The 24,795-nt window shown below is 74.6% G+C and carries 27 protein-coding genes; all 27 read right to left on the bottom strand.

Annotated features, from left to right (window positions below):
- Positions 1-56: 56 nt before the first annotated feature.
- Positions 57-533: a hypothetical protein gene (locus tag ACIP60_RS13295; protein WP_400683072.1), complete on the bottom strand. Its 477-nt coding sequence runs from the start codon at positions 531-533 to the stop codon at positions 57-59.
- 131 nt (positions 534-664) lie between these two features.
- Positions 665-1,822 carry a DnaB-like helicase N-terminal domain-containing protein gene (locus ACIP60_RS13290; RefSeq protein ID WP_400683070.1) on the bottom strand — a complete coding sequence of 386 codons (1,158 nt, stop codon included), beginning with the start codon at positions 1,820-1,822 and terminating at the stop codon, positions 665-667.
- Positions 1,819-2,715, bottom strand: coding sequence for a hypothetical protein (locus ACIP60_RS13285; RefSeq protein WP_400683068.1), 897 nt, complete (start codon positions 2,713-2,715; stop codon positions 1,819-1,821). The genes ACIP60_RS13290 and ACIP60_RS13285 overlap by 4 nt, the downstream gene beginning before the upstream one ends.
- A 139-nt stretch (positions 2,716-2,854) precedes the next feature.
- Positions 2,855-3,697: a hypothetical protein gene (locus tag ACIP60_RS13280; protein WP_400683065.1), complete on the bottom strand. Its 843-nt coding sequence runs from the start codon at positions 3,695-3,697 to the stop codon at positions 2,855-2,857.
- 224 nt (positions 3,698-3,921) lie between these two features.
- Positions 3,922-4,758 (bottom strand): hypothetical protein, encoded by an 837-nt coding sequence (locus ACIP60_RS13275; RefSeq protein ID WP_400683063.1) that lies wholly within the window; start codon positions 4,756-4,758, stop codon positions 3,922-3,924.
- Positions 4,755-5,585: a hypothetical protein gene (locus ACIP60_RS13270; protein ID WP_400684160.1), complete on the bottom strand. Its 831-nt coding sequence runs from the start codon at positions 5,583-5,585 to the stop codon at positions 4,755-4,757. Before ACIP60_RS13270 ends, ACIP60_RS13275 begins: the two co-directional genes overlap by 4 nt.
- 86 nt (positions 5,586-5,671) lie before the next feature.
- Entirely contained in the window at positions 5,672-7,444 is a 1,773-nt protein-coding gene (locus tag ACIP60_RS13265; RefSeq protein WP_400684158.1) for a type IV secretory system conjugative DNA transfer family protein, read from the bottom strand.
- A gap of 175 nt (positions 7,445-7,619) precedes the next feature.
- Positions 7,620-7,991, bottom strand: a complete 372-nt coding sequence (locus ACIP60_RS13260; protein ID WP_400683061.1) for a hypothetical protein — start codon at positions 7,989-7,991, stop codon at positions 7,620-7,622.
- 114 nt (positions 7,992-8,105) lie between these two features.
- Positions 8,106-8,714 carry a hypothetical protein gene (locus tag ACIP60_RS13255; protein ID WP_400683058.1) on the bottom strand — a complete coding sequence of 203 codons (609 nt, stop codon included), beginning with the start codon at positions 8,712-8,714 and terminating at the stop codon, positions 8,106-8,108.
- 16 nt (positions 8,715-8,730) lie between these two features.
- On the bottom strand, positions 8,731-9,900 hold the full coding sequence (locus ACIP60_RS13250) for a hypothetical protein (RefSeq protein ID WP_400683056.1): 1,170 nt from the start codon (positions 9,898-9,900) through the stop codon (positions 8,731-8,733).
- Positions 9,897-10,589, bottom strand: coding sequence for a hypothetical protein (locus ACIP60_RS13245; RefSeq protein ID WP_400683053.1), 693 nt, complete (start codon positions 10,587-10,589; stop codon positions 9,897-9,899). The genes ACIP60_RS13250 and ACIP60_RS13245 overlap by 4 nt, the downstream gene beginning before the upstream one ends.
- On the bottom strand, positions 10,586-11,071 hold the full coding sequence (locus tag ACIP60_RS13240; protein WP_400683051.1) for a hypothetical protein: 486 nt from the start codon (positions 11,069-11,071) through the stop codon (positions 10,586-10,588). Before ACIP60_RS13240 ends, ACIP60_RS13245 begins: the two co-directional genes overlap by 4 nt.
- Positions 11,072-11,092: 21 nt before the next feature.
- Positions 11,093-11,590, bottom strand: coding sequence for a hypothetical protein (locus tag ACIP60_RS13235; protein WP_400683049.1), 498 nt, complete (start codon positions 11,588-11,590; stop codon positions 11,093-11,095).
- A gap of 15 nt (positions 11,591-11,605) precedes the next feature.
- The gene (locus ACIP60_RS13230; RefSeq protein ID WP_400683046.1) at positions 11,606-12,757 is read right to left on the bottom strand and encodes a hypothetical protein; all 1,152 of its coding nucleotides are present in this window, start codon (positions 12,755-12,757) and stop codon (positions 11,606-11,608) included.
- A 44-nt stretch (positions 12,758-12,801) separates the two neighbouring features.
- Positions 12,802-13,779, bottom strand: a complete 978-nt coding sequence (locus ACIP60_RS13225) for a hypothetical protein (protein ID WP_400683044.1) — start codon at positions 13,777-13,779, stop codon at positions 12,802-12,804.
- A gap of 38 nt (positions 13,780-13,817) precedes the next feature.
- Positions 13,818-14,573, bottom strand: coding sequence for a hypothetical protein (locus ACIP60_RS13220; RefSeq protein WP_400683042.1), 756 nt, complete (start codon positions 14,571-14,573; stop codon positions 13,818-13,820).
- The gene (locus ACIP60_RS13215; protein ID WP_400683039.1) at positions 14,570-14,944 is read right to left on the bottom strand and encodes a hypothetical protein; all 375 of its coding nucleotides are present in this window, start codon (positions 14,942-14,944) and stop codon (positions 14,570-14,572) included. Before ACIP60_RS13215 ends, ACIP60_RS13220 begins: the two co-directional genes overlap by 4 nt.
- A gap of 40 nt (positions 14,945-14,984) precedes the next feature.
- Entirely contained in the window at positions 14,985-15,659 is a 675-nt protein-coding gene (locus ACIP60_RS13210; protein ID WP_400683037.1) for a hypothetical protein, read from the bottom strand.
- Positions 15,656-16,192: a hypothetical protein gene (locus ACIP60_RS13205; protein WP_400683034.1), complete on the bottom strand. Its 537-nt coding sequence runs from the start codon at positions 16,190-16,192 to the stop codon at positions 15,656-15,658. The genes ACIP60_RS13210 and ACIP60_RS13205 overlap by 4 nt, the downstream gene beginning before the upstream one ends.
- Positions 16,189-16,971 carry a ParB/RepB/Spo0J family partition protein gene (locus ACIP60_RS13200; RefSeq protein WP_400683032.1) on the bottom strand — a complete coding sequence of 261 codons (783 nt, stop codon included), beginning with the start codon at positions 16,969-16,971 and terminating at the stop codon, positions 16,189-16,191. Before ACIP60_RS13200 ends, ACIP60_RS13205 begins: the two co-directional genes overlap by 4 nt.
- A gap of 97 nt (positions 16,972-17,068) precedes the next feature.
- Positions 17,069-18,613 (bottom strand): ATP-binding protein, encoded by a 1,545-nt coding sequence (locus tag ACIP60_RS13195; RefSeq protein ID WP_400683030.1) that lies wholly within the window; start codon positions 18,611-18,613, stop codon positions 17,069-17,071.
- Between the two features lie 28 nt (positions 18,614-18,641).
- Positions 18,642-19,085, bottom strand: coding sequence for a DUF6238 family protein (locus ACIP60_RS13190; RefSeq protein ID WP_400683028.1), 444 nt, complete (start codon positions 19,083-19,085; stop codon positions 18,642-18,644).
- Positions 19,086-19,106: 21 nt separating this feature from the next.
- Positions 19,107-20,561: an SCO6880 family protein gene (locus tag ACIP60_RS13185; RefSeq protein ID WP_400684155.1), complete on the bottom strand. Its 1,455-nt coding sequence runs from the start codon at positions 20,559-20,561 to the stop codon at positions 19,107-19,109.
- 90 nt (positions 20,562-20,651) lie between these two features.
- Positions 20,652-22,073 (bottom strand): conjugal transfer protein TrbL family protein, encoded by a 1,422-nt coding sequence (locus tag ACIP60_RS13180; RefSeq protein WP_400684153.1) that lies wholly within the window; start codon positions 22,071-22,073, stop codon positions 20,652-20,654.
- Between the two features lie 117 nt (positions 22,074-22,190).
- Positions 22,191-22,874: a hypothetical protein gene (locus ACIP60_RS13175; protein ID WP_400683026.1), complete on the bottom strand. Its 684-nt coding sequence runs from the start codon at positions 22,872-22,874 to the stop codon at positions 22,191-22,193.
- Positions 22,871-23,176 (bottom strand): DUF6112 family protein, encoded by a 306-nt coding sequence (locus tag ACIP60_RS13170; RefSeq protein WP_400684150.1) that lies wholly within the window; start codon positions 23,174-23,176, stop codon positions 22,871-22,873. The genes ACIP60_RS13175 and ACIP60_RS13170 overlap by 4 nt, the downstream gene beginning before the upstream one ends.
- Positions 23,177-23,272: 96 nt before the next feature.
- Positions 23,273-24,388, bottom strand: a complete 1,116-nt coding sequence (locus tag ACIP60_RS13165; protein WP_400683024.1) for a C40 family peptidase — start codon at positions 24,386-24,388, stop codon at positions 23,273-23,275.
- Between the last annotated feature and the right edge of the window lie 407 nt (positions 24,389-24,795).

Raw genomic sequence — 24,795 nt, 5'->3', positions numbered from 1 at the left:
GCGGGCGCGGGGGCGGGGACGGAAATGAGGGGCTCCGGAGAGGCAGGGCGGGGCGGCTACCGGCGCGGTGCGGCGGCGGAAGCGGGCGGGAAGGGGGCTGCGGGAGGGGCCGCGGAGGGGAGGGAGGAGGCCGATCGGGCGGCGGTGCTGCGGGCGACGGCGGCACGGCGGCGGGCCGGGAGGGTCTCGGTACGGCCGGCGCGGGCCTGCAGGCGCAGGCCGTCGGAGGCGTCCGCGAGGGCGAGCCGGGTGCGCGACAACGCCATGTTCAGTCCCAGGCCCGCCCGTCCGCGGACGTTTTCGGCGACCGGCCCGTCGAGGCCGTCGACTTCGTGCAGACGGGCGGCCATGGCGCCGGCCCGGCTGACGGCGGCCAGGGCCTGGGCGATATGGGCTGCGGCGTCGGCGAGCGCCCGGGCTGTGGCGCGCTGGACGCTGGTGGCCAGCGGCGCCTGGGCCAGGGCGACGGCGGTGCGCGTGACCACCCGGTGGCGCTCGCCGATCCGCTCGGCGTGGACCAGGAGTTCCTCCACCGACGGCGGACCTTGCTCGCGGTACGCGCGGGGCAGGACGGCGATCAGGTCGTCGACGGCGTCGGCGTGGGCCCGCAGCCGGGTGGCGGCCGGGGTGGGCGGCCGCTGCGGCGCTTCGGGGTGCTGCTGGGTCAGTAGGTGCTCCTGACGGGTGCTCGGGCAGGGGCCGCCCGCTGGGCCGGGGAGGGCTCGGCAGCCGGGCCCGGTGCGGGCGGCGGGGTGAGGGTGCGGGTGCGGGCGGCGCCGCGGCGCACCACGGCGGGGTCGCCCCGGGCGCAGGGGGTGCCGGCGTCGCGGCCGGTCACGGCGCGCCAGCGGCTCTGGACGGCTTCGGCTCCGCGCAGGGTGTGGAGGGCGGAGCCGAGCAGGCGGGCGGCGGGAACGGAGGCGTCCATGGCCAGCAGGCGCACCGCTCCGGCGTGGGAGGCGGTCGTGCGCAGCAGGGAAGCGCGCAGGACCTGCTCGGCCCGGTAGCCCGGCTCTCCCTGGTAGCCGGCGCGGGTGAGAGTGCGCACGCGCTCGGCGGTGAGGGTGCCGTCGGTGAGGGCGCCGCGGTGCTGGACCTCCCACAGCACGGTCAGCGGGTCGATCGGCTCGCCGCGGTGGGCGAGGGCGGCCAGGGCTCGGTAGACCTCGCGGTGCCCGGCATCGAGGAGGTCGCCGGGGTGCAGCCAGCCCACCAGGTCGGCGAGTTCGGCGGGCGCGGCGGTCAGCGAGGCGAGCAGCGCCTCCTCCTGGTGCCGGGTCTGGCGCGCCGCGGCTTCGGGGAGTTCGAGGGGCCACGGTCCCGCCGCCGCGAGGGGGCGTGCGTCGATCGATCCCCAGGTGTCGGCGAGGCGGTCGATCGCGGCGCGCAGGTCCGCAGTCAGCCGTATCACTACGTCGGGGTCGACGTCGGCGGCGCGGGCGGCGGCCAGCAGCCGGTGGGCGTGCTCGTGGACCTCCCGCCGCACCGCGCTCTCCAGCACCATCCGGCCGTAGAGGGCCGCGTGGTCGGAGGTGGGGCAGGCCGAGATCAGGGTGTGCCCGTAGAAGGGGGTGAAGGACGGGCAGGAGGCCGCGGCCGACTCCATCGCCTCCAGCGCCCACGCCCGCCGCGCCTCGGACTTCTCACCCGCGAGTGCCGGGTGGCCGGCCTGCTGCTGTGCGAGCAGCGCCTCGTACAGCGCCGCGTGCGCGGGCCGGTAGAAGTTCCTCGGCTCCAACCAGGTTGCCACGTTCGCTAGTTGACGCGGTGCGAGGAGCAGTGCGCCGAGGACGGCCTGCTCGGCCTCCATCTGCGGGGTCACCGTCCCGCCGCCCGGCGCCCGCTCCCCTCGGCCCGGGTGGGCGGCGAGGCACCGGTGGCAGGCCGGTCAGGCGCGTTCGTCGACGCGGTGGCCGGGGAGGAACTCGCCGCCGCGGCGGCACGGGTGCCGCCGGCGGTGCGGGGGCCCGTCAGGTCGGCGGTGATCTCCGCGTCGAGGCCGTCCAGGTCCTTGGCGTGCTGCCTGAACACCGCCCCCTCGCCGCGCCCGGCCTCGTCGGCGCGGTCCGCCACAGAGGTGAGCGCGTCGCGGAGCCTGCGCAGGGCGCCCAGTCCGGCGGGCAGGCTGAACGGGGCGCTGTCGGCGGCTTTCCACTCGCCCGTCAGCGGGAGCAGGGAGGCGTGGATCTCCTGCGCCACCTCCCGTAGGACTTCCGCGTGCTCGAAGGCCCGGCCGGCCAGGGCCTGCGGGTGGATGGAGCGGACATGGTCCAGCCGGCGCACCATCGCCGTCAGCGCCCCCAGGCGGGCGGCGGCGGCGAACTCCGGTGCGCACGGCAGCGCGAGGGCCGCGGTGTAGTCCTCCACCGCGTCGCGCAGCCGGTCCGGCCGCACGCGGTGCGGCTGCAGCAGGTCCTGCTGGTTGAGCTGGTCGAGTTCGCCGTTGCGCGCGTCGCGGGGATAGAGGCTCTCGTCGAACAGGCGGTGGTCGGCGAAGCTGAACCAGTTCGAGGCGACCCTGCCGGCGCTCGGGGAGAGAATGCTGACCCGGATGCCGGACCAAGTGTCCATACCGATGGCCTGGGTCAGGGTGGCGGTGACGGTCATGTCGCCGCGCCGGGCCACCTGTTGGACGCCGGCGACGGTGCCGTCGGGCAGCGGGCTGATCAGGCGAAGTGCCCTGGCCCGGTCGACCGGGATGCGCCAGGGATCCAAGTGGGGTACCTCCGGATGGGATGGGGTGACAGAGGGTGCGGGCGGACCGGAGGCGGGAGGCGTTCCGCAGAGCCGCGGGCAGCGGCAGGGCCGCCGAGGCCCGCCGCCCGAGCCCGGCGCTGGGGCCGGGCGGGTGTGTTCACCGCGTGAACCGCCGCGGGGTGCTGGGCGGTTGGAAGGCGGCGGGCGCCGCAGCGGGCGCGGCGCGCCGTGCAGCGACGGGGAGTCCGGTGGCCGGGTCGGTGGCCGGCAGCGGCGCGACGCCGCGCGCATCGATCCGGTCGACCCACTCCCGGGCTTCCTTCTCGGTCCGGAATCCGCCCTCGTCGAGGGTGTAGACGGCCCGCAGGCGGTGGACCGTCTCCAACTGCACGACGAACCGGCGCTCCGCGGCGCGGGGGTGGTTGTCCAGCAGCAGCACCAAGTGGGCATCGCGCTCCCCGCCCGTGGCGTGCTCGGTGTAGGCCATCTGCCAGGTGAGGATCTCGTAGCGGTCGCCGGAGCGGCGGATGCGGTCCTCGATCGTCCGGGTGCGGGCGTCGCCGGGCCGGGCGTACCAGTAGTGGCTGGGCGAGATCAGGCCCTCGGCCTGGCAGTCGTCACCGCCGGGCCCCCGGCTGTAGGGGTTGGCGGACAGGGGACGGTAGCGGGCGAGGGCGTCCGGGTCCGCGCCCCGCCGCGCCAGCCAGTGGCCGGCCCACCCGAAGGTGAAGGCGTCGGCCCTGCGGACATGGCAGGTCCGCGCGTCCGGGTCGAGCCGGACGTGGATGGCCACCGCGCGCTCGGCCACCCACGGCTCCTCGCCCATGTTCAGCTCGTTCCCGGTGACGATGAAGTGCTCGGTGCCGTCGGAATTCTCATCGGCCGCGACCACGATGTAGTGGTCGCTGTCGAACCACAGGTCGCGCAGGAACCGGCCGCTGGCCTCGTCGGCGGGCTTCCACTGCTGGTACAGATTGTCGATCATCTCGACGAAGTTCATATGGCCTCCCCGGACCTGCAGAAGTGGGAGGAGCGGCCGTCCGCGGGGACGACGGGGGTGCGCCAGGGATCCAAGGGGGTTACCTCCGGATGGGGTGAGGAGACAGGGGACGGGGCGGGCCGGAGTCGGAGCCGTGCCGAGGAGGTGTGGGCTGCGGGCGGCAGCGGGGCCGCCTCGGCCGCGCCAGTGCCCAGGGGGTGTCTGGCGGGGCCGGGCGGGTGTGTTCACCGCGTGAACCGCCTTGGGGTGCTGGGCGGTTGGAAGGCGGGGGGCGCCGCAGCGGGCGCGGCGCGCCGTGCAGCGGCGGGGAGTCCGGTGGCCGGGTCGGTGGCCGGCAGCGGCGCGACGTCGCGCGCATCGATCCGGTCGACCCACTCCTGGGCTTCCTTCTCGGTCGGGAATCCGCCCTCATCGAGGGTGTAGACGGCCCGCAGGCGGTGGACCGTCTCCAGCTGCACGACGAACCGGCGCTCCGCGGCGCGGGGGTGGTTGTCCAGCAGCAGGACGTAGTGGGCTTCGCGCAGGTCGTCGTCGACGGTGTTGCCCGAGTAGGCCATCTGCCGGCCGAGGAGCCGGTAGCGGTCGCCGGAGCGGCGGATGCGCTCCTCGATCACCCGGGTGCGGGCGTCGCCGGGCCGGGCGTAGCGGTAGTCGCCGGCCGATATCAGGCCCGTGGCCTTGAAATCGTCCGAGCCCCATCCGTAGGGGTCGGCCGGGACGGGCCGGTACCGGGCGAGGGCGGCCGGGTCGGCCCCGCGCTGCACGAGCCAGTGGCTCGCCCACGCATAGGTCATGGCGGCCTCACCACGGACGTGACAGATCCGTTCGGCCGGGTCGAGCCGGAGGTGGATGCCTCGCGCCCGCTGTTCCACCCACGGCATGCCGTAGGCCAGAGCGTCCGAGATCACGATGAAGTGCTCGCTGCTGTCGCGGTTTTGGCAGCTGGCGACCGGCTCGTACTGCTCGGGGTCCCACCAGAGGTTGCGCAGGAGCTCGGCGCTGTGCTGGTCGGAGGCGGTCCACTCCCTGCACAGGTTGTCGATCATGCCGGGGAAGCTCACGCCGGCTCCCCGGAGCGGCAGGAGTAGGGGGAGCAGCCGTCCTCGGGGCCGAACTCTTCGCGGTCGAAGGCGATGCGCTCCTGGGTGCCGAGGCGCTCGCGGCGGGTGCGGTGGTCGATGGGCGCCTCGGAGAGCGGGACGCGGGAGCGGTGCAGGTACGCCTGGCCGAGCAGCGGCCGTCCGTCCGCGGTGGCCCGGGCGTTGCCGGCGCGGATCGCGGCGTCGAACTCGACGACGTCCTGCCACTCCTCGGGGTCACCGTCGCGGATCGCCCTCCACTGGGCGTTGCCGTGGAACGGACACCCTAGGCAGCTGCTCTTCGGGGTGCTCTCCAGTCCGTGCTCGGCGAGCAGGGCCAGGCAGTCGCCGCGCGAGAGGCCCAGCTCGATCAGCGGGAAGCGGTTGCGGGTGTAGCGGACGTCGGCGTCCTTCGCCCGGTGGAACTCGTCCGTGCTGATCCCGATCCACTGCTCGGCGAAGACGCCGACCGGGATGCGGGCCGGGTAGGGGTACCCGAGGAGCGCCCTGACCTGCCGCTTTATTGGTTTGATCTTATATTCGCCCGTACACTGACGACGTGTCATCCCGGGGCTGCCGTCGCGGTTGAGGACGTAGAGCGGCATGCTCGCGAAGCGGTGGCCGGGGTCGAGGGCGTCGTCCCTGATGTTGCCGGAGGCGACCCGCAGGATCGGTATGCCGGCCGGGATGGCGATCTCGCGCTCGACGCGGTCGAGGTGCTCGTAGACGCGCTTCGGCTCCCAGCCGGTGTCCGCGAAGATCGCGTAGTCCAGTTTCGGGAGTTCCCCGAGGGCGGAGAGCAGCAGCAGGGTGGTCGACTGCACACCGGCACCTAGAGAAAGCGTCCGCACGGTCGGGGTCGCGGGGGCCGTGCCGGAGGAAGTGGGGGTGCGGTTCACGCGGCGGCCCCTGCCTTGGCGCGGGCCCGGTCGGTGATCGCGGCGGTCTGCGCGGCGGACGCCTTGCCGATCACGGCGGCACCGGCTTCCTTGTACCAGGGGCGCAGTTGGAGCAGGGCGGGCTTGATGCCGGTGGCCAGCAGCAGGGCCGTGCCCTTGGGCAGGGCGCGGATCTGGTCGGGCGGCAGGATCCGCTCCTGCCGCATCGAGGTGGAGGTGGAGCGGCCCGACTCCGAGGTGGAGTGGGAGACGCTCTCGACGTCGTGCTCGCCCACCAGGCGGCTGAGTTTGTCGGCGAAGTCCGCGTCGTCGATGCCGCTGCCCAGGACCTTGATGGTGGCGGCGGACCACATGGCGTCCATGCCGGCCTCGCCCCAGCATTTCTGGCCCTGGCGGTAGGACTGCAGGATCGTGATCGGGATGACCCCGCGTGAGCCCAAGTGGCTGTACAGATCCGGGAGATCGGCGATCTTGCAGACGTTGGCGGCCTCGTCGAGGATTGCCAGCAACGGCGGGTCGAGGCGGCCTCCGTCGCGCTCGGCCTGGACGACGGCGGAGCGCATCACGGAGTCCGCCGCCGCGGCGATCAGCGCGGACGCGGAGCCGCCGCCGTCCTTGGACAGCAGGAACAGGGTGTCGCTGCTGGCGGCGAAGGCCGACGGCTTGAACTCGGGCAGGGTGTCGGAGGGAGTGACCCAGACCGCGATGCCGGGGTCCAGCAGGCAGGCCGCGTACTGACGGGCCGTCTCGTAGATGCCGTCCCTCGTCTCGACGGCACCCGACACGGTGCCCTGCAACTGGGCGGCGATGGCGGTGAGCTGGTTCGCCTTGAGGATGTCGATCGGGGTGCGGTCGGAGGGCTGGGCGAGCCAGGCAAGGACGTCGGTGATCGGCCGGCCGTCGGCGCCCGCCGCCAGGAACAGCGCGGTCAACGTGTTCGCTGCGGCCGTGCTCCAGAAGTCGGTCGCGTTGGAGGCGTCGACGCTGGCGGTGACGAAGTGCCCGGCGAGGCGCCTGGCGCCGGGCAGGTCGCGGGCGTCGGCGAGCGGGTTCCACCACATGGCCTGCTCGGTGTGGGCGATCTGCTGCGGGTCCATCGTCCACACGCGGCCGACGGCCGAGCGGGCGTCGAGGGTGGCGGTGAACGCGTCGCCCCCCGCTTTGTTGGAGGTGAGCACGACGGGGCCGGGGGCGGACAGAATCGAGGGCACCGCCAAGCTGGTGGTCTTGCCGCTTCGCGGGGCCATGATCGCGACGGCGACGTCCTCCCAGGACGCGCGGACCTCCGGGCCGCTCTCGCCCAGGGTTCCGAGCAGGATGCCGGTGTCCTGGGGGCGGATGCTGCCGGGCTTCGCCGCGGCCAGGCTGGGGCGCAGGCTCTTGGCCTTCGCGGTGATCTCCTTGGGCAGCAGCGCCGAGAGGTCGCGGCTGGTGGCGAGGCCGGCGGACTTGGAGCGGCGGTGGCGCAGCCACAGGCGCAAGCCGAGGGCGGCGGCAGCGGCGGCGAGCAGGCCGGGGGCGATCCGGGCGCCGAGCAGGAGCGCGACGGCACCCAGGACGGGCCAGGTCTGCTGCGGGTGCAGGGCGGCGGCGATCGGCTGGAACGGCGTCCAACCGCCGCTGCCGAGGAAGGCGTTGGCGGTGTTGCCGCAGACCCAGGCGAGGGAGCCGTAGGCGATCAGCGCCAGTCCGGCGCCGATCAGGGTGTAGAGGAGGGCGTCGGTGCCCGGGGACGGGGACGGGGAGGAAGGAGAGGAGGAGGGGGGCAGTTGGCGGGTCCTTGCGGGAAGCCGGACCGCGGGAAGGGGCACGCGGTCGGCGCGGGGAAGCCGCAACGCGCGCGAAGACAGCGCGGTCGGCGTAGGGAAGCTCAACTGCTGCTCGATGCAGCGCAGTTGGCGAGATGGGTGCCGTCGTCCTTGCGGGCGGGTGGCGGGGGCGCGGTCAGCGCGCGGGCGGCTCGGCGATCCGCGGGTGCGGGGCGGCGGTGCGGGCGGCCTCGGCGGCAGCGGCCTGGTGGATGCGGGCGCCCGGTCCGGCCGCTTGGGCCGCGGGCGAGAGGCTGCGGGCGGCCGAGTAGCGCTGCCGGGTGTCGGCCGCGTCGAGGTGGCCGAGCCGGTTGGCGACGGAGGCCACCCGGTAGGCGCCGAGGGCGAGTTCGGCGCCCTCTCGAAAGAGCGGCTCGTGGATGTCCGGGTCGCCCCAGGCGTCGGCGGCGTGGGTGCCGAGGCGGGTGAGGAGGGCGGCGAGCGCCTGGACGGGACCGGGCGGCAGGAACAGGGCGTGGAGCATCTCGGCGGCCTCGTCCGGGTCCATCGTCTCGACGCATTCGCTCAGGTCGGAGATGGCGCGGGACAGGCGGAGGGTGGCGTCGTGGGCACGGGCGGCGGGTGGGCGGGCGTGGGGTTCGGGCAGGGCGGTGCCTTTCGTTCAGCGGGATCGGTGACCGGGTGGTGCGGCGGTCGGCTTCTGGGTCGGCGGCGGGGTGCTGCGGACCGGGCCGGTGCGGGATCCGGCGCTCGGCGCGGCGGCGAGTCGGCGGGATTCGACGTCCAGCAGTTGGCAGACGGCCATGGCGCGGGACAGGTCGCGCTCCAGCCCTGGGGGGCGGCCGTCCGGGCGGGCGAGGGGCGCGATGATGCGCACCTCGTGGCTGTCCACCCGCAGGGCGATCCAGCGGCAGGCCGGCGCGTCGCCGACGGGGGCGATGCCGGTGGCGGCCAGCACCCGGCGGGCGGCCTCGGCCCAGCGGGCGTCGGGCAGCGGGGGCGAGTCGGGGTGGGCGCGCAGCGTGCAGTGCCACACGTCCCGCTCGCGCCCCGGCCGGCGCTCGCGCTCCGGCCGCAGGCGGATCAGGTCCGCGTCCAAGTCGGCTGCGAGCGCGTCGAGTTCGGCGGTGCCCGGCAGGGGCAGCTCGGCAAGGGGGCGCCAGGCGGCGACGATCCGCACCCGGGGGCGGCCCGGGCGGTGGCGGGCCTGCTGCTGGGCGGAGACGAGCAGGTCCCGGGTGCTGGCGTAACGGGTGATGCCGGGGATCACTGGAAGGAACGTTTCTTCATCGCCGCGCGGACGGCTGAACCCGCGGCTGCGCGGCCGGGGCGGCGGCCGCCGGGGCGGCGGAGCGGATGCGGGCCGGGCGGGGGGCGGCGGCGCGCAGGCCGGCGGCCGCATCGGCGAGGTCGGCGCCTGCGTCGTACACGTCCTGACTGGTGCGGCCGAGGTCGAGCTGCAGGTGGGCGGTGCCCTCTCGGGCGCCGCTCCAGCGCGCCGCGGCGCCGAGGAAGTCCGACAGCGCTTCGAGGTGCTGCTCCGCCTGCTCGACGAGGCGGGCGGCCTCGGCGGGGTCGGCCGTCTCGTCGAGCAGGGCGGTGAGCCGGCGCATCGCGGCGGCGGGATCGGGCACCGCGCCCGCCCCCTGGCGGGGAGCGCCCCCGGATGCGCGTTCCACGGTGGGGGTGGCCTGGGCGTGGACGCGCGACAAGGTGCGGTCGGCGTCCAGGGGGTGGGGCTGGAGGGCGGCCGGGGGGAGCTCGAACGAGAACCAGGGCCACAGACCGCCGATGCGGTAGAGGCCGCGGCCGTCGGGCGCGACGTCCTCGCTGCCGGCCATGCCGGCGTGCTCGGCCGTCCAGCTGAAGCGCAGTTCGCCCCGGCTGTCCCAGCGCGCGGTGAGGCCGCCGCCGTCGGCGGCGAGGTCGGCGGTGATGTGCTCGGCCACCTCTCGGGTGAAGCCGGCGGTGCAGTAGGGCTGGGCGTCGCCGTCGGTGTGGTCGGGGCCGACCAGGCCGAGGTAGGGCGCGCGGTCGAAGGCGCCGTCGACCCAGAAGAGGTGCAGCCGCTCGCCGGACTCCGGGCGCGGGCCGGTGCTGCCGTGGGCGGCGGTGATCTCGGCGAGGCCGGTCGCGGCCCAGGCGCGCAGCCCCCGCACTAGGTCCTCGGTGGCGGTCTCGATGGCGGCCCGCGCGTCCTCGATCGCGTCGGCGACGTCGGCCAGGTGCCAGCGGACCTCGTAGGCGGCGGGATTGCGCTGCGGCGCGGAGCCGATCGGGTCCAGGGCGCGGGCTGCCTGCCGGGCCAGGCGGGCGGTGAGGGCGAGGACGCCTTCGTCGCGCAGAAGCCCGGAGACGAGCTGGGCGATCTGCTCGGGCGCCGCGTCTTGGAACCAGCCGGTGTTCGGGGTCTGCGCGGACGGGGCGGGTCGAGGGCTGGGTGCGGGTGTGGTCAAGTCGGCCTCCGGGAGGCAGGGCGGGCGGACGGACCGGGCGGCGGGAGCGGGGCGGGCGGCGCTGCGGTCACGGTGAAGGAGGCGGTGGAGCGGACAGTGGCCGACTGGCGGCGGTCGGCGCGGTCCGCGGGGCGGGGAAGGTAGCCGACATTGTTGGCGGAGGCTGCGAGGTCGGTCATGCGCCGGGAGGCGGCGTGGAAGAAGTCGGCCAGGTCGCCGTCGTAGTCGTCGGCGGTGGTGCGGCGGACGTGGTCGCCCGCCCGCCGGAACGCGTCCGCCATGGCGTGGATCGGGCCGTTCGGGCCGCTGACCATCTGGGCGGCGGCGTCGGCGAGGTCGTGGACGTTGTCCATCTCCTCCAGCAGGCTCAGCAGGTGGTCGGCGCTGCGGGACATGGCGTCGAGGACTTCCATCGTCCGCTCGTCGAGGTCGGAGATCCGAAGCTCCGGGTCGAGGTCGACCCGGTAGCCGGCGGCGGCCAGGTGCTCGGCGGCCCGGGTGGCGAGCGCGCGCCGGATGAGCGGTCCCTCCCCCGCCGGCAGGTACGCCGGGGAGGTGGGGCGCCGCAGGGCGCGGAAGCCCAGGTTCTTGATCAGGCGCAGGGCCCGCTCGTCGGCGCCGTGTACTTCCACCGGGCCGAAGGTCCCCGGTACGACGCTGATCCCGGAGCGGGCCTCGGACGCGTTCAACGCAGGCTCCGGGAAACGACGCCGGGGTTGGCGGTCACCTCGAAGGCGGTGGCCGTGGCCGGGGACGGCGTCGCCGTCGCGGCGACGTGGGCGGAGGAGGCCGCCGTGGCGCGGCGGCGCTCGGCACGGCTGGCCGGCGCAGGCGCGGACGGCGGGTAGGTGTCGCCGTACCCACGCAGCCCTACCACTGCGGCTTCCACCTGCGTGATCAGGCGGATAGCGGTCAGGTCTGCGGAATTCAACTGCTTCGACACGGGGTCGGCGGAGGCTCCGTTGTCGGCGGCGTTCAGCTCAGCTCGGATCAGCGTGTACCTGATCTCGACAAGCGCGGTCTCGACGATGGCGAGGAGGTCCGCGCTGGCGGCCGGGGTTGGGCTTTCGCGCAGGGCATCGCCGAGGCGGCGGATCGCCCAGACGGCGACTTTCCCGGTCTCGTCGGTGTCAGGCTGGGCGAGGATGAGGGAAAGGATCGGTGGCGGCAAGGGGTGGGGGCCTCCAACGGGTCAGTAGTGGGGGTTTTCGGTGGAGCGGTCGGCGTCGGTGGCGGCGCCCAGCAGTTCCGGCAGGTCGCCCGGGTCGGCGTCGCGCTGGTCGATCCACCAGCCGGCCCGGTCGACGGCGCGGGCCTGCTCCTCGATCTCCTCCCAGTCGCTCTCGCCGAGAGTGCCCTCGGCGACCAGCACGCGGTGGGCGGCGGTCATCAGCTGGTGGCGGGAGCGCTCGCCCCAGGCCAGGGCGCGCTCGGGTCCGGACAGCGGCGGCATGCGGAACTTGGTCGCCCACTCGGCGGCGGCCTGCTGCTCCTCGGCACGCCGGGTCTCCAACCAGGCGGCGCGGCCGGCGTCGTCGTTCTCGCGCTGGGCGCGCCAGCAGTCGGTGCAGTCGCGCCCGGCGAGCCAGCGGGCGTAGCCGGCGCGCCGGTCGGCCGGGCGGGTGGAGAGGTCGTGGTCAGCGCTGTGGCCGCAGCAGTGCTCTACGGTCCAGACGGTCTTGACGGGCAAGAGGTTTTCTCCAGGTCAGCGGGTGTGGATGCTGTAGGCGACGCGCGGGTCCTCGGCGCGGCGCACGGCCTCGGCGGGCTGGGCGGGCTGGGCGGGCTGGGCGGCGCTGACGCGGCCCAGGCGCAGGCTGGTGGCGCGGGCGGCCTGGGCGCGGGCGCTCAGCACGGGGGTGGCGGCCGCTCGGCTGCCGCGGGCGGCGGCGCGGGGGCGGGCCGGGGCGGAGGCGCTGATCGCTTCCAGGTCGCGGCGGACGCCGCCGAGCGTGCTCTGGGTGTCGGCCAGGGTGGCGGCAACCGCGACGGGATCGAGGGACTGCGGGTCGTCGCGCAGTTGCTGGGCCAGCCCGGCGAGGATCTCGTCGATCGTGGCGAGCGTCTTCTGCCGGTTGGTCACCATCGCCGCCATCCGGGCATCGGGCGGGCCCTCGGCGGCCGGGACGGGGTGGAGCCGGGTGTTGAACGGGTCGATCCCGGGGGCGTGCACCGCAGCGCGGTCGGGCGGGCTGGTGTCGTTCGGCTTCTCGGCGGGGGCAAGGCGGGTCAGGAACGGGTCGGCGGGCCCGGAGTGCGTGGGCGGCGTCGGTGCGGCCTCGGCTTCGCGGGCCCGGTCCTGCGCCTTCTGTCCCAGGTCGCGGGGCTCGTACGCCAGGTCGGTGCTGACGTTCAGTCCGGCGGCGCGCAGGGCCGCGACGGCGGCGGTGGCGCGCTGGGCGCCGTCGTTGTCCGGCAGGTTCAGCGCGAACAGCTCCCGGCCGCCGGGGGTGCGGTAGAAGCCCTGCTGGGCGAGGAGCTGCGCGGTGCCGGGGTTGCCGGAGCGGTCGGCGGCGGTGATGCCGTGCTCGGGGTGCGCGCCGATCACGACGTCGGCCGCAGACCCGGTGACGTCGGTGCCGGGGGTGACGATCCTGGGGCCGGGTCCGGCCGCGGCGGAGGCCGGGCTGGGGTAGCCCGGGTGCTCGCCGTAGTCGAAGGCGGGGTCGGCGCTGACGGCGGCGCCGGTGGAGCGCAGAGCGGCGACGGCCTGCCGGGCGTGGAGGAAGACGCTGTCGGTGCGGGCGGTCAGGACGAGGTCGTCGGTGCCCGCCAACGCGGTGTAGCCGTAGTCGGCCAGCAGGCGGCGGTGCTGGTAGGTCGCCCCGGCGAGGCCGGTGACCACGACGCCGTGCACCGGGTGCCGGACGAACTGGATGGTGGGGTCGGGGATCGGGGCTCCTAGAGAGAGGCGGCGGGGGCGGTCTGCGAGGGGGCGGCGGCGGGCGCCGGGGCGGGGCTCTGCAGGATCGGCCCGCCGGTCAGGGCGTGGGCGGCCGTGGCGGTGGAGGCGGTGGCGGCGCTGGAGCGGGCCGAGCGGGCCGAGGGCGCCGGGGCCGCGGAGGTGTCCAGGACCGCGCCGAGGCCGACGAGTTCGCGCTGCAGGCCGACGATGCTCACGTGCAGGGCCTCGGTGGCGATGCGGGCCTCATCGATCCGCCCGCCGACCTGCTGGTCCTGGCCGACGGGCAGGCTGGAAGTCCACCGGCCGATGTCGTCGAGCAGCGCGGACAGCTGCGACAACGCGCCGGTGTCCTCGTCGCTGGCGGCGTCCAGCAGGTCCGCGATGTCGCGGCTGTCGGTCAGGGTGCGGATGTTGACCCGCTCGACGGCGAGGTCTTCGACCGCCTCGGCGAGCCGGTCGGCGGAGGCCGGTGCGGCGGCGAGCCCGCGGGTGGCGATCTGGACGCCCAGGTTCTGCAGGACCAGGCTCACGCGGGCGGCGGCCGCCAGCGCCTGGCGCTCGCCCAGGCCGGGCGGCTGCAGGTAGATGTCCCGGCCGCTGTCGTGGGTGAACCCGAAGCGCGCCAGGATCTCGGGCACCAGGGGCTCGGTGGCATCGGCGGCGGTCGCCGCGACGATCCCCTCGGCGGGGTGGCGGGCGAAGACGATGTCCGCACCGTCCGGGACGAGGGTGCGCTCCGGCTCCAGCGGACCGCTGAAGGTGTCGACGCGAAGTCCGCCGACGTTCAGGAAGAAAGCTGCGCGGGCGGCACGGGCAACGGCGTCGGGACCGGCGAAGAGGTAGGAGCAGCCGTCGTCGGCCCGCACCGCGTCCTGCTGGTCGAGGAGACGGCGGGCGCTGTCGGGCAGGTGGGGGACGGTCCGGGCGGTGATCGCGCCGTCCGGGCCGGGGGCGAAGGAGATGTCTGCGGGCATGTGGGGTCTCGCTGATCGAAGAGGGACGGGAAGCGGCGTCAGCGGCTGCGGGCGTCGAGTGCCGCGACGGCGGGATGGACGGGGTGCGCCGCCCGGACGGCGGACGGCCGCACCGGGACGGTGCCGCAGGTCGCCGCCCGGGCGCGGGCGGGCTTCGGCGGCCGGGGCTCGCGCAGGACGTGGACGCGGAAGTCCCGCCGGGCCTGGCCGGCGTACCAGAGGGCGTAGTCGTCGGTGATGCCGAGATAGCCGTCGTGCCGGGAGTGGAGCAGGCCGAGGTAGTGGTCGCGCTCCCCGGCGGGAGTGGCCAGCATCCACTCGCTGTGGCCGAGGGTGCGCCGGGCCTCCACCCGCAGCCGCCCGTCGGCGACCTCCTCAGTGAGGGCTCTGGCGTGCCGGGGCACCGTGCCGGCCGCCAGCCGGGCCCGGGCCTCGGCACCGGCGGCGCGTGCGACCGCGGCGGCGCCGGGGAACGGCGCCGTGCTGCGCAGCCACCGGTAGTGGCGGGCGACATCGGCCGAACGCTGCTCCGGTGCGTGCCAGTTGGCCACGCGGTGGCCGGCTGTGATCAGCAGATCGACGGCCGTGGAGGCGGCTGCGATCTGCTCGTGCCGGTCGTGCTCGCCGATGCCCGGCTTGAGTCCCCAGGCGCACAGCGGCTCGATCCGGCGCTCGAAGCCGCAGCGGTCGAGGACCAGCCGCACCAGCGGGTCGTCCTCATCGCAGGCGATGGCGAACTCGCCGTAGTCGAAGTCCCAGCCGAAGACCACCGACGGCCGGTGCGCGGGGGTCACCGGCTCCGCACGGCGACCGGGGTGGCGGCGGTCACGGCGGCGGCGCTGTGCTGCTGTTCGGTCCGGGCCAGGAGGTCGAGCAGGTCCTGCTCGGCCTCGTCCCGCGCGGTGGCGATGTCCTCCAGGACCTCCAGCTGGGTGCTGATGTCGTCCAGCAGCCGGTCGTCGACCCGGCGCTGGCGGTCGGTGGCGAGCCGCAGCCGGACGAGCTCGAAGGCGGTCTGGGTCTCGGCCTGGGCCAGTCGCCGGTGGGCGTCGCGCAGGCGGGCGGCCGCGTCATCGAGACCGTCCTGGGCGGCGTGCAGGGCGGCGATGCTGAGACTGGTGGCCGCCTCGACCCGGGCGTCGAAGCGGGTGAGCGGTGCGGACATGGCGGACATAGGTACCTCCGGGGGAACGGGAACAGGCGGGTCACAGCGCCAGGCGGGCGGCCTTCGCGGGGGCGGGCACCGCGGGCGCGGGGGTGCTGGGCTGGGCGGGGTGGAGACGGTCGGCGTTGCGCGTGGTGGTGTGGGCGGCGGCGGAGCGGGCGTCAGCGGCGGACGGTGCTGCTGCCGCCGGCGGGGACAGCGGCCTCCCGAACCCCTCTTCGGCGGCGGAGGGGTCGGGGTAGTGGACGACACCCCACCAGCCGCTGCCCTGCTCGGTGTGGAAGGTCGCCGCCCGGCCGGTGGCCGGGTAGCTGCCCAGCAGCTCAAGCTGGCCGTACACGCCCGAGTAGCGGCCGCTGATGACGAGATGGCCGGCTTCGATGTCCGCACTCACGTGGTGGCCGAAGACCGTCCCCGGGCCAGTGGTCCGCACCGGACGGGTCTCGCCCTCCGGGCCAGCCTGCGCGGCCTGCTGGCGCTGCTCGTCCTCGGAGTACAGGCGCAGCAGCCCGTACCCGTGCGCGGCCAGGAGCCGGGCCGCGTCGCGGATCACCCACTCGGCGGAGATCACCGGATCCTCGGGCAGGCGGTACAGGACGTCGGCGCCGTGCTGGAGGAAGCCGGCCTCCTCCAACTGCGCGGCGCAGACCGCGTCGGGCGCGACAGCGATGTGGGCGCCCAGGGCGGCGTCGTACCCGACGGTCACGTGCGTCACGACTCCAGCGCCTCATCACCGGAGTCGGCGTCATCGGTGGGGTCGGCGTCCTCGGCGGGGTCGGGTCCGGTGTAGCCGTAGACCGCGCGCTCCAGTTCGCCGAGGTGGGTGAGGCCGCTGTGGAGGCGGAAGCCGTTCAGCCGCTCGGCGACGTACTCCTGGCGGTCGGCCTCGGCGACGGCCACCTTGGCCAGGTTCCGGGTGGACAGGCGGCCCCATTCCAGGAGGTCGGTGGGGGTGGCACGCTCCATCCACACCCACACGCCACCGCCCAGCTTCAAGATGCCCTGCGGGTGGAACATCGAGGCCCGGCGGGGCTTGGGGCTGCGGCGCTCGCCGAAGCCGCGCACGAGGGAGCCGGCCAGCTTGCCGACGGCGGCCGAGCGCACGTGGACGTCCAGGTCCTCGCTGGCCAGCCGATCGCACAGTTCCTCTTCCAGGTCGCTGCGGCGGAAGCGGCCGGCCTCGTCGGTGACGTGGGCGGCGGCGTCCTCGACGATCTGCCACAACCGCAGGTCGGCGGTCTCGCTCACGCGGCCTCACTCTCCCGCCACTGTTGGGCCATCTCGGTCAGGGCCTCGATGGCCTGGTCGATGACCTCGGCAGTGATCGCCCGGCCGGTGAGCATGAACTGCGGGTCGTAGAGCAGGGCGGTGCCGGTGCCGCGGGCCTGGGCCAGCGGCGGGACCGTCTCGCACAGGAACGTGGTGGCGACCTTGCGCCGGCGAACCTCCTCCTCGGCCCGCTCCTTGCGCTCCGCCCACGCACCGGGCAGCGTCAGCTCGCCGTCGACGACCTTGTCGGCCAGCTCCGGGTCCTCCGCCCGCAGCCGGGCGAGCTGGGATTCGGCGGAGTCCGCCTGCGCCTTGTTCTCCCGGGCGGTCTTGTACGCCTCGGTGAGGCCGATGGCGCCGCTGATCACCGATTCGACGAGGTCCGGGGCGTGGCGCAGGACGGTGCTCGCCTGTCCGATACGGCCGAGGGAGACTCCGGTCTGTTCACTCAGTGAACGGACGGGCTGTTCACTCGGTGAACGGCCCTGATGTTCACCGAGTGAACCGGCCTTCGCGGCGATCATTGCCAGCTGGCCCTTGGTCAGGTTGCGGCGCCGCGCGTTGACGAGGAAGGCGTAGGCGTTGGCGTCTTTGCCCTCGTAGGTGGTGAAATCGGGCTTTACACCGGCGAGTTCGCATGCCGCGAGGCGGTTGCGGCCGTCGAGGAGCCGACCGTTCGCGTCGAGGACGATCGGGTGCTGCAGGCCGTGCTCGGTGATGCTTTCGGCGAGGGCCTGCAGTTCCTCGTCGTCGAGCATGGGGAAGTAGGTGGCGATGGGGTGGAACTCGATGGGGGGTTCTCCTGGCGTCGGGTGGGGGCCACCGCCCGGACGGGCGGCGGGGAGGTGGAGCGGGTCACGCGGCCCGCAGGGCTTCGGGTTTCGTGAACCCGTGAGGTTTCTCGCCCATCCGGGCGTCGGTGTCGAACAGCTCGCGTTCGGCGGGGTGCAGGACGTGCTGGACGACGAAGGAGCGGCCGGCGAGCTTGTGGAGGCCGCGGCCGCGGCCGCAGTTGGCAATGGCCTCGGTCTCCACGCCGGTCAGTCCCAGCAGGCTTGCGGTGGCGGCGAGTTGGTCGGGTTCCTGGCGGTAGATGATGCGGGTGGCGCAGTCGGAGAGCAGGCCCTCCGCGAGGGCGCGGCCGCGGGATCCGGCATCGCCGGCCGACAGCAGGTCGGACAGGCGGTGGATCACGATGAGGTTGGCGATGCCCAGGCCGCGGGCGAGCTTGAGCTGGGCCTGCATGCGCTCCAGCAGCGGCAGGTGGCGCATCAGGCGCCACGCCTCGTCGTAGACGACCCAGCGACGGCCGCCGGCGGGATCGGAGAGCGCGGCCTCCATCCACGCGCTGGCGCAGGTCATCGCGAGAATCAGCCCGGTGTCGTCGCCTGCGGAGCCGAGCGTGGACAGGTCGATCGACAGCATCGGGGCGGTCGGGTCGAACTCGACGGTGGAGGGCGCGTCGAACATGTTCGCCAGGTCGCCCTGGACGAGACGTCGCAGGGCGTGGGCGAGGTCCTCGGCGGCGGCACCCAGACGGCGGGCCGGATCTCCGAGGGCGTCGTCCAGGCGGGCGGCGTTGCCGAGCATGGAGGCGATGTGGCCCAGCAGCGGGACGCGGCCGGTGCGGGCGGCGTCGGCGACGACCTCGTCGAGGGCGACGTCGAGGGCGGTGTGCTCCATCGGCAGCAGGTCGCGGTGCAAGACGGTGCGGGCGAGGGCCGCGAGCAGCAGCAGGCGGCGCTTGCGGACCTCGGCCGCCCAGTCGTCCGGGTCGGCGCCCGGCGGCGGGGGCGGGGCGTCCAGCGGGTTCAGGCGCCCGCTCATGCCGGGGCCTAGCGAGATCGTCCGACCACCCAACTCCCGCGCGACGGGCGTCCATTCACCCTTCGGGTCGCAGGGGACGTAGACCTTGTAGCCGTGGGCGATGGAACGCGCGGCGATCGACTTGGCGAGCGCCGACTTGCCCATGCCGATCACGCCGGCCAACACCACGTTCGGGTTCGTGAAGCCCTCGACGCGGCCATACAACGCGAAGGGGTCGAACAGGTAGGACGCTTCGGAGTGGACGTCGCGGCCGAGGTAGACGCCGCCCGCGCCCAGGCCGCCTTCGGCGAGGAACGGGAAAGCGTGGGCGGCCACGGCGGTGGTCATGCGGTGCGGCGGAAGGCGGAGCTTGCCGCCGCGGGCGGAGGTCGGGCCGGGGCGTCCGGCGGCCGGGTAGAGGGGACGTTCGTCGAGTTCGTCGACCTCTCCGGCGGCGCGGCGCACCGGCTGGTCGGCGAGGCGGGCCTGGCGGCGGGCTTCGGCCAGCTCGCGGCGGGCGCGGCGGCGCTCGGCGCGGTTGCCGCGGGCGGGGGTGAACAGGGGACTGGCGCTGGTGCTGGTGCGGTTGCGCAACCGGTCTCCTCTCTGCGGGGGGTTGGGCTCAGCGGCGCAGGAGGCCGGGGGCGGGGGCGTGCAGGTCGGCGGGGGTGGCGATCTGGCGCAGCCGGGCGGCGGTGACGGCGCGGCGCTGGCAGATCGTCAGGTCGGGTGCGCCGTCCGGCAGGCGAAGCGCACAGGCTTCGCGGGTGGGGCGGCGGCCATCGGCGCGGGGGGCGGCGTGGTAGGCGTCGTGGAGGTGCTCCGCCACCTGCCACACGCGAAGGCGCGCGTTGTGGAGGTGGTCGCCGGCGGCGGGGGCGTGGGGGCGGGTGCGGGCGGTGGCGGTGTCCAGGAGGCCGAACAGCGCGACGGTGTGGGCGTGCAGGTCGTCGAGTTCGGTGCGGGAGACGGCCTCGCCGTCGGCGAGGCGGGTGTGGTGGTGGACGTCGACGGCGGCGCTGGCGAAGCGCAGCAGGTCGGAGCGGTCGGGGAGGTCGTGGGTCAAGAAGCGGGTGCCCTTCGGCGGTCAGAGTCGGGCGAGGGGAAGGGCGGCGGCGGTGAACGCCTCGGCCTGCTGCATCGTCAGGCGGCGCAGGTCGATCAGGGCGGCGACGGCGGCGGTCTCGACCTGGGCGCAGGCACCGCTGAGCTGCTCCGCGTCGTCGGCGGAGACGACGAGCAGGCCGGTCATGGCGACGTCCGCGTGGCCGGCGATCAGCTGGAGTTCGCGCTGCTTGACGTCGGCGTACTCGACGGTGTCGGTCTCGGAGTCGACCTGGCCGCGGCGCACGCGCTCGGCGGCGTCCGAGATGATCGCGGACTTCTTGCGCTGGACGTCCTTGAGCGCGGCGTCGAGCTGCTGGGGGACGTAGGTGATCGACAGGGTGCGCCGCACGCCCGAGGAGTAGAGGAGCTGGTGGAGGAACCCGGCGCTGGTCTCGGTGCGGGGCCACTGCTCGATCCAGTAGACGGTGTGGTGCGCGGAGTCGGTGCGGATCGACTCGGCTTCCTCGACCAGGACGACGGGGCCGGCGGCGGCGACGTCGGCCTCCGGGCGGCCGTTTTCGCTCCAGCGCTCCAGCGCACCCAGGACGGCCGGGTCGTAGGCGGTCCTGACGGTGGCGGCGATCTCGCCTGCGGTCAGCCAGCCGCCCGGGGCCAGGCCCGCGCCGCGCACCGACTGGTCGAGGGAGGCGGTCAGCTGCTGCAGGACGGCGAACGCGCCGGCCAGTCCGCCGCCGGCCTGGTTGATCAGGCGGCGGGCCTCGCGCAGGTCGAGGGCGACGGCGATGTATGCCTCGTGCGGGGCGGCGCTCGGTCCGGCCGCGGCGAGGAGGTCCTCGTAGATGGGTCCGGCCACGGGGGTGGAGGGGCGGCCGTGCTCCAGCCAGTAGCGCTGCAGGGTGTCGCCGGAGTCGGGGACGGTGCGCTCGATGACCTGGATGCGGGCGATCTGCCCGGAGCGGGAGAGTGCGGCCAGCGCCCGGCCCCATCCGTTGACGTTGCTGTTCTGGGTGGCGGCATCGAGCAGTGCGAACGCCCTGCTGGAGACGCGGGTGACGGCGGTGAGGGTGTTCTGCTGCTGGTCGTGGACGGCACCGAGTCGGCCGTCGGGGCTGGTGACGGCGCGCAGGGAGGCCGCGGTGCCGGGCAGGTGCAGTAGTCCTTCGCGGCGGGGTCGGGTGGACGGCCTTGCCAGCCAAAGGAGTTGGCCGCGGGAGCGGCGCAGCTGGTAGCGCAGGGCGATCGGTACCCACTCGGCGATGGAGCGGCCGCGGATGCGGATGACGACGGCGGTGCCGAGCAGGGCCCACAGCGGGGTGAAGGCGAGGGCGGCGGTGACGCCCATGGTCATCAGGACGGCGAGCAGTAGCAGGCCGCCGGTGCCGGCGATGGCGAGCTGGGGAGGGTTCAGGCCGAGGAGGATGCCTCGGCGGGTGCGGGCGGGGAATCGGATCGTGTCGGGGTATTCGCTGGTCAGGGCTGGTCTCTACCTGGGGTGCGGGGGCGGAGGGCCGGGGCCCGGGCCCTCCCGGACGGTGGCGGTCCGGGAGGGTGGGCGCGGCGGGCGTCAGGAGGACGGCGGGCGCTCGGGGAAGCGGTAGCGCTGTCCGGTCGGGGGCGGGGTGGGCCGGCCTGCGGGCGGCACGATGACCGGGCTGAAGGCCGGGCCGGCGGCTCCGGGCGGCTCGGCAGAGGACCCGGTTGGGGACGGCCCGGTCGTGGAGGGTCCGCCGGTGGAGCCGGGGGTGGAAATCCGGGAGGCGCCGGAGGTGCCGGCCGCCTTCGTGGCGGGGGAGGCGGCCGAGGAGCTGCCCGACGGGGAGGCGGCGGGGGCGGGGGCGGCGGAGCCCGCGTAGGTCAGCAGGGGTGTGCCCTGGTCGCCGTCCGAACGCGGCGCGGGGCTGGAGCTGGTGAGCAGCGGGACGCCGCCGTCGCCCGGCCCGGAGCGCACCGGCGCCCCGTAGCGGAAGCTGGTCGGGGCCGCCTTGACGAGGGTGCCGGACGAGGGCCCGCCTCCCGCGCCGCTCTGGGCGCCGGAGGACATGCCGGGCACCTGGGAGGGGCCCTGCGGGCTGGCCGCCCCGGCTGCTCCGGCACCGCCGGCAGCGGCACCCGCGCCTCCGGCGCCCGCGCTCATCGCCATCTGCCCGCCGCGCTTGGCGGCGGCGGTGGCGGTCTGCAGGCCCGCGGCGGTGGAGCGGTGTAGGTCGTGGGCCTGCCCGTCGCCCGCCCAGTGGACGAACTTGTAGACCATGAACGGCGTGCACAGGACCAGGGCCATCACGACCAGGCCGGCGATGATGTCGCTCAGCGCGGTCAGGCCGTCCTTCGTGTCGCTGTCGCCGATCGCGGAGACGCCCACCAGCATGATGATCGTCACCACCAGCTTGGAGACCACGACGGTGGCGGTGGCCTCCACCCAGCGGCGCTTCCAGTCGCGCGTCGGCTCCCAGGGGCCGCCCGCCGCCGCCAGCGGCGCCAGGACGACCAGGACCAGGATCGACACCTTGCGGAAGATCATCATGCCCCAGTAGAGGATCGCGCCGACCGCGCAGCCCAGGGCCGTCAGGGCGGGGATCGCCCAGCCCAGCTGGGTCGTCGAGGTGATCATCGAGACCTTGACCAGGCGGCGCACCGCGTCGTCCATGCTGCTGTTGGCGACGGTGAACAGGCCCCTGCTCAGGGCTTCGACGACGGCGATGGCCACGGAGGTGAAGGTGATCGCGCACATCGCGAAGAAGACCGAGGAGACGGTGCCGGTGACGGCCTGGCCGAGGGCTTGGCCGTCGCGGCGCCACGCGGCTCTGACGAGCTGCAGGGTGAACGTCAGCACGATCATCGTCAGCGCGATGGGCAGGATCAACGAGTAGTTGGTACGGAACCAGTCGGCGGACAGGTCGACGGCGGTGGTCTGGTCGACCGCGCGCGAGGCCATGTCGACTGCGGATTTGGCGAGGTCGCCGAGCGACTGCGCGATCCAGTTGCCGATGCTGGTGGTGATGCCGCTGGCGACGCCGCCGGGGGTGAGGTCGCACAGCGCACCGGCGAGGGGGAGGTCGCAGAACCCGATAGGGGATCACTCCTTACAGAGAGGAGAGCGGTCGGCTCACGGGTAGACGGTGGGGGCGATGGCGGCCAGCGCGCAGTCCTGCTGCGGGCGACACTGCACGGCCAGGGTGATCGCCCGGGACTCGCCGCCGCGGCCGCCGCCTCTCCAGGCGACGTCGACGGTGCCGGTGACGGTGACGGCGTAGATGTACGCCCGGCTCAGCGCGCCGGGGTCCTGGGCGACGGCCTGCCGGAAGGCGTCCGGCAGGTGCGCTTCCAGGTCGCGGGCGGTGGACGTCTGCTCGTTGTCGTGCATCCGCGACCAGAGCACCGGGTCGGGGACCTGGGCCTCGACGGAGGCGGGGTCGGCGTACTGGCTCTCCGGGGTGAGCCACTGCTTGAGGCCGCTGACGAACGTCTGCTGGTCGAGGGCACGGGTGTCGTAGGACCACAGGGCGATGGCGAAGGCGGCGGCGTAGTCGGTCGGGGAGGTGGTGCGCGGGGGGAGGGCGACGCCCGGGCCGGGCCCGCCGGACGGTTCGGCGGTGGCGCTCGCCGGGGAGCTGGGCCTAGCGGCGGCAGTGGCGGCGGCGGTGGCGGTGGCGGGTCGGTCGGCGTGGCCGCCGCCCGCCAGCCGGGCGGCGAGCCCGGCCAGCAGGGCGGCGGCCAGCAGCACGCCCAGCCCGATCAGCAGCCTCCGGCCGAAGGCCGAATTGCCGCCGCGCGGACGGGGCTTGTTCACTTGACCTGCGTCCCGAGCGTGCTGAAGAAGCTCACCAGGCCGTTCGCGGCGCCCAGCAGCAGCGCGACGCCGCCGGCGGCCAGAACGCCCTGCTTGCCCTTCTGCTCAGCACCATGGCTGCCGGAGTGGTGGCCCCACGCCCAGACGACGCCCGCGACGGCCATCGCGCCGACGGTGGCGATGATCGCGAACAGGTTGATGCTGCTGACGACCTTCTTCAGGACGGCTAGGCCCGGCAGGCCGCCGTCGGCCGGGGTGACGCCCGGATCGTAGGCCAGGTGGGTGATCGCCTCGGCGAGTATGGACAAACGTTTCTCCAAAGGGATTTCGGCATGCCGGGGCGCGGGGCGGCGCGCCGCTGCGGCACGGAGGAAAAGGGGAAAATGAAGAGGAGGGAGTCAGGGGACTATGCGGCGGATGGCGATCACGCCGGATTTCCAGGAATCCCACTGAGCGATGCGGACCACGTCGCCGGTGTGCGGGGCGTGGACCACCAGGCCGGAGCCGATGTACATCCCGACGTGCTCGGGGCCGCTGCTGCCGGGTTCGGTGAACAGCAGGTCGCCGGGGCGAAGGTCTGCGGGCTGGACGGCGGTGCCCTGCTTGACCTGGTCGTAGGTGACGCGGTCGAGGGTGGTGACGCCCGCTGCCTTGTACGCCTGCTGGACGAGGCTGCTGCAGTCGCAGCGGCCCATCGGGTCCGCGCCGTGGCTGTTGGTGCAGGAACCGCCCCACTGGTAGGGGGTGTTGAGCTGGCCGAGGGCCCAGCGGATCGCGGACTGCACGGGCATGGGCGCGTCGCTGGGGATCTGGTAGCCGGCCGGCAGGGTGCCGGGCGGGATCACGCCCCAGTCGGTGTCTGCGCCCGGCGGCGTGCACGAGCCGGGCGAGACGGCGGCCGACGGCGCGGTGCCGGCGGCGGGTGCGCCGAGGGAGGCACCGATCGCCTGCTGGAGGGCGGTGGCCAGCGGCTCCCACTGCGCGTACGCATCCGGGAAGCCGCTGAGCTGGACTTTCTGCGCGGCTTCGGTGAGCGGCAGCTCTTGCCAGCCGGGCACCTTGAGCAGCGCCTTGTAGAAGGAGGTGCTCGCGTAGACCGGGTCGGTCACCTGCTCGGGGGTTCCCCAGCCCTGGGACGGCCGCTGCTGGAACAACCCCAGCGAGTCGCGGTCGCCGTAGGTCAGGTTGCGCAGGCGGGACTCCTGCATCGCGGTGGCCAGGGCGATGACCTGTCCGCGGGCCGGGACCTGCAGGGCGATGCCGGTGGCGACGATCGTCTTGGCCATCGGGATCTGGGTGGTGGGCAGGTCCAGGCCCTCCACCGGGACGGTGGGGCCGGAGCCGCCGCCCAGGATCAGCTTGACCGCCGCTTCGACGGCGGCGTTGTCCACGGCTTGCGAGTCCGCGCTCGGGCAGGCCGCCGCCGCGTTCCCGGCGAGAGCCGCGAACGGGAGGACCACAGCGAACGGGGCCAGGAGGATCCCGGCGCCGAGGGCGGCGGCGAACTTCTTCACCGGCGCCGCCGGCGGTGCGGACCTCCCCGGCGCGGGCCCGGGTCGCGGGCGGTCCAGAAAGCGGGCAGGGCAATTCCCGGCACGGATGTCTCCGATCGTGTGAGCGGCAGCGCGGGCAGACTCGTCCAAGGGCGTGCGTGCGCTGACGGGGGGTGTGGTGGAGTCGGCCGGACTTCCGATGCGCCTGCGCCCGAAGGAAGTTCCCGCTTCCGTCGGTGCAGGTCAGCGCCCCGGTGTCCCTGGCGACAAGCAAGACGCTAGGCGGACCGATATCTCCCTGGCAAGGAATTCAGGAATGTTCACGAACATCCGTGGATTCCTTGCCCGGGAGATATCGGTCCGCCTACGTTCTTGTCCAGGCCCAGCGGCGAGGATCGCGGCGGGTCCTCCCCCACCCGCCCCGCCAC

It is taken from the genome of Kitasatospora sp. NPDC088783, from assembly GCF_044750705.1.
Lineage (GTDB): Bacteria > Actinomycetota > Actinomycetes > Streptomycetales > Streptomycetaceae > Kitasatospora > Kitasatospora fiedleri.
Note: the sequence above shows the minus strand (reverse complement) of the source record. Positions and strands in the feature narration are given on the sequence as shown.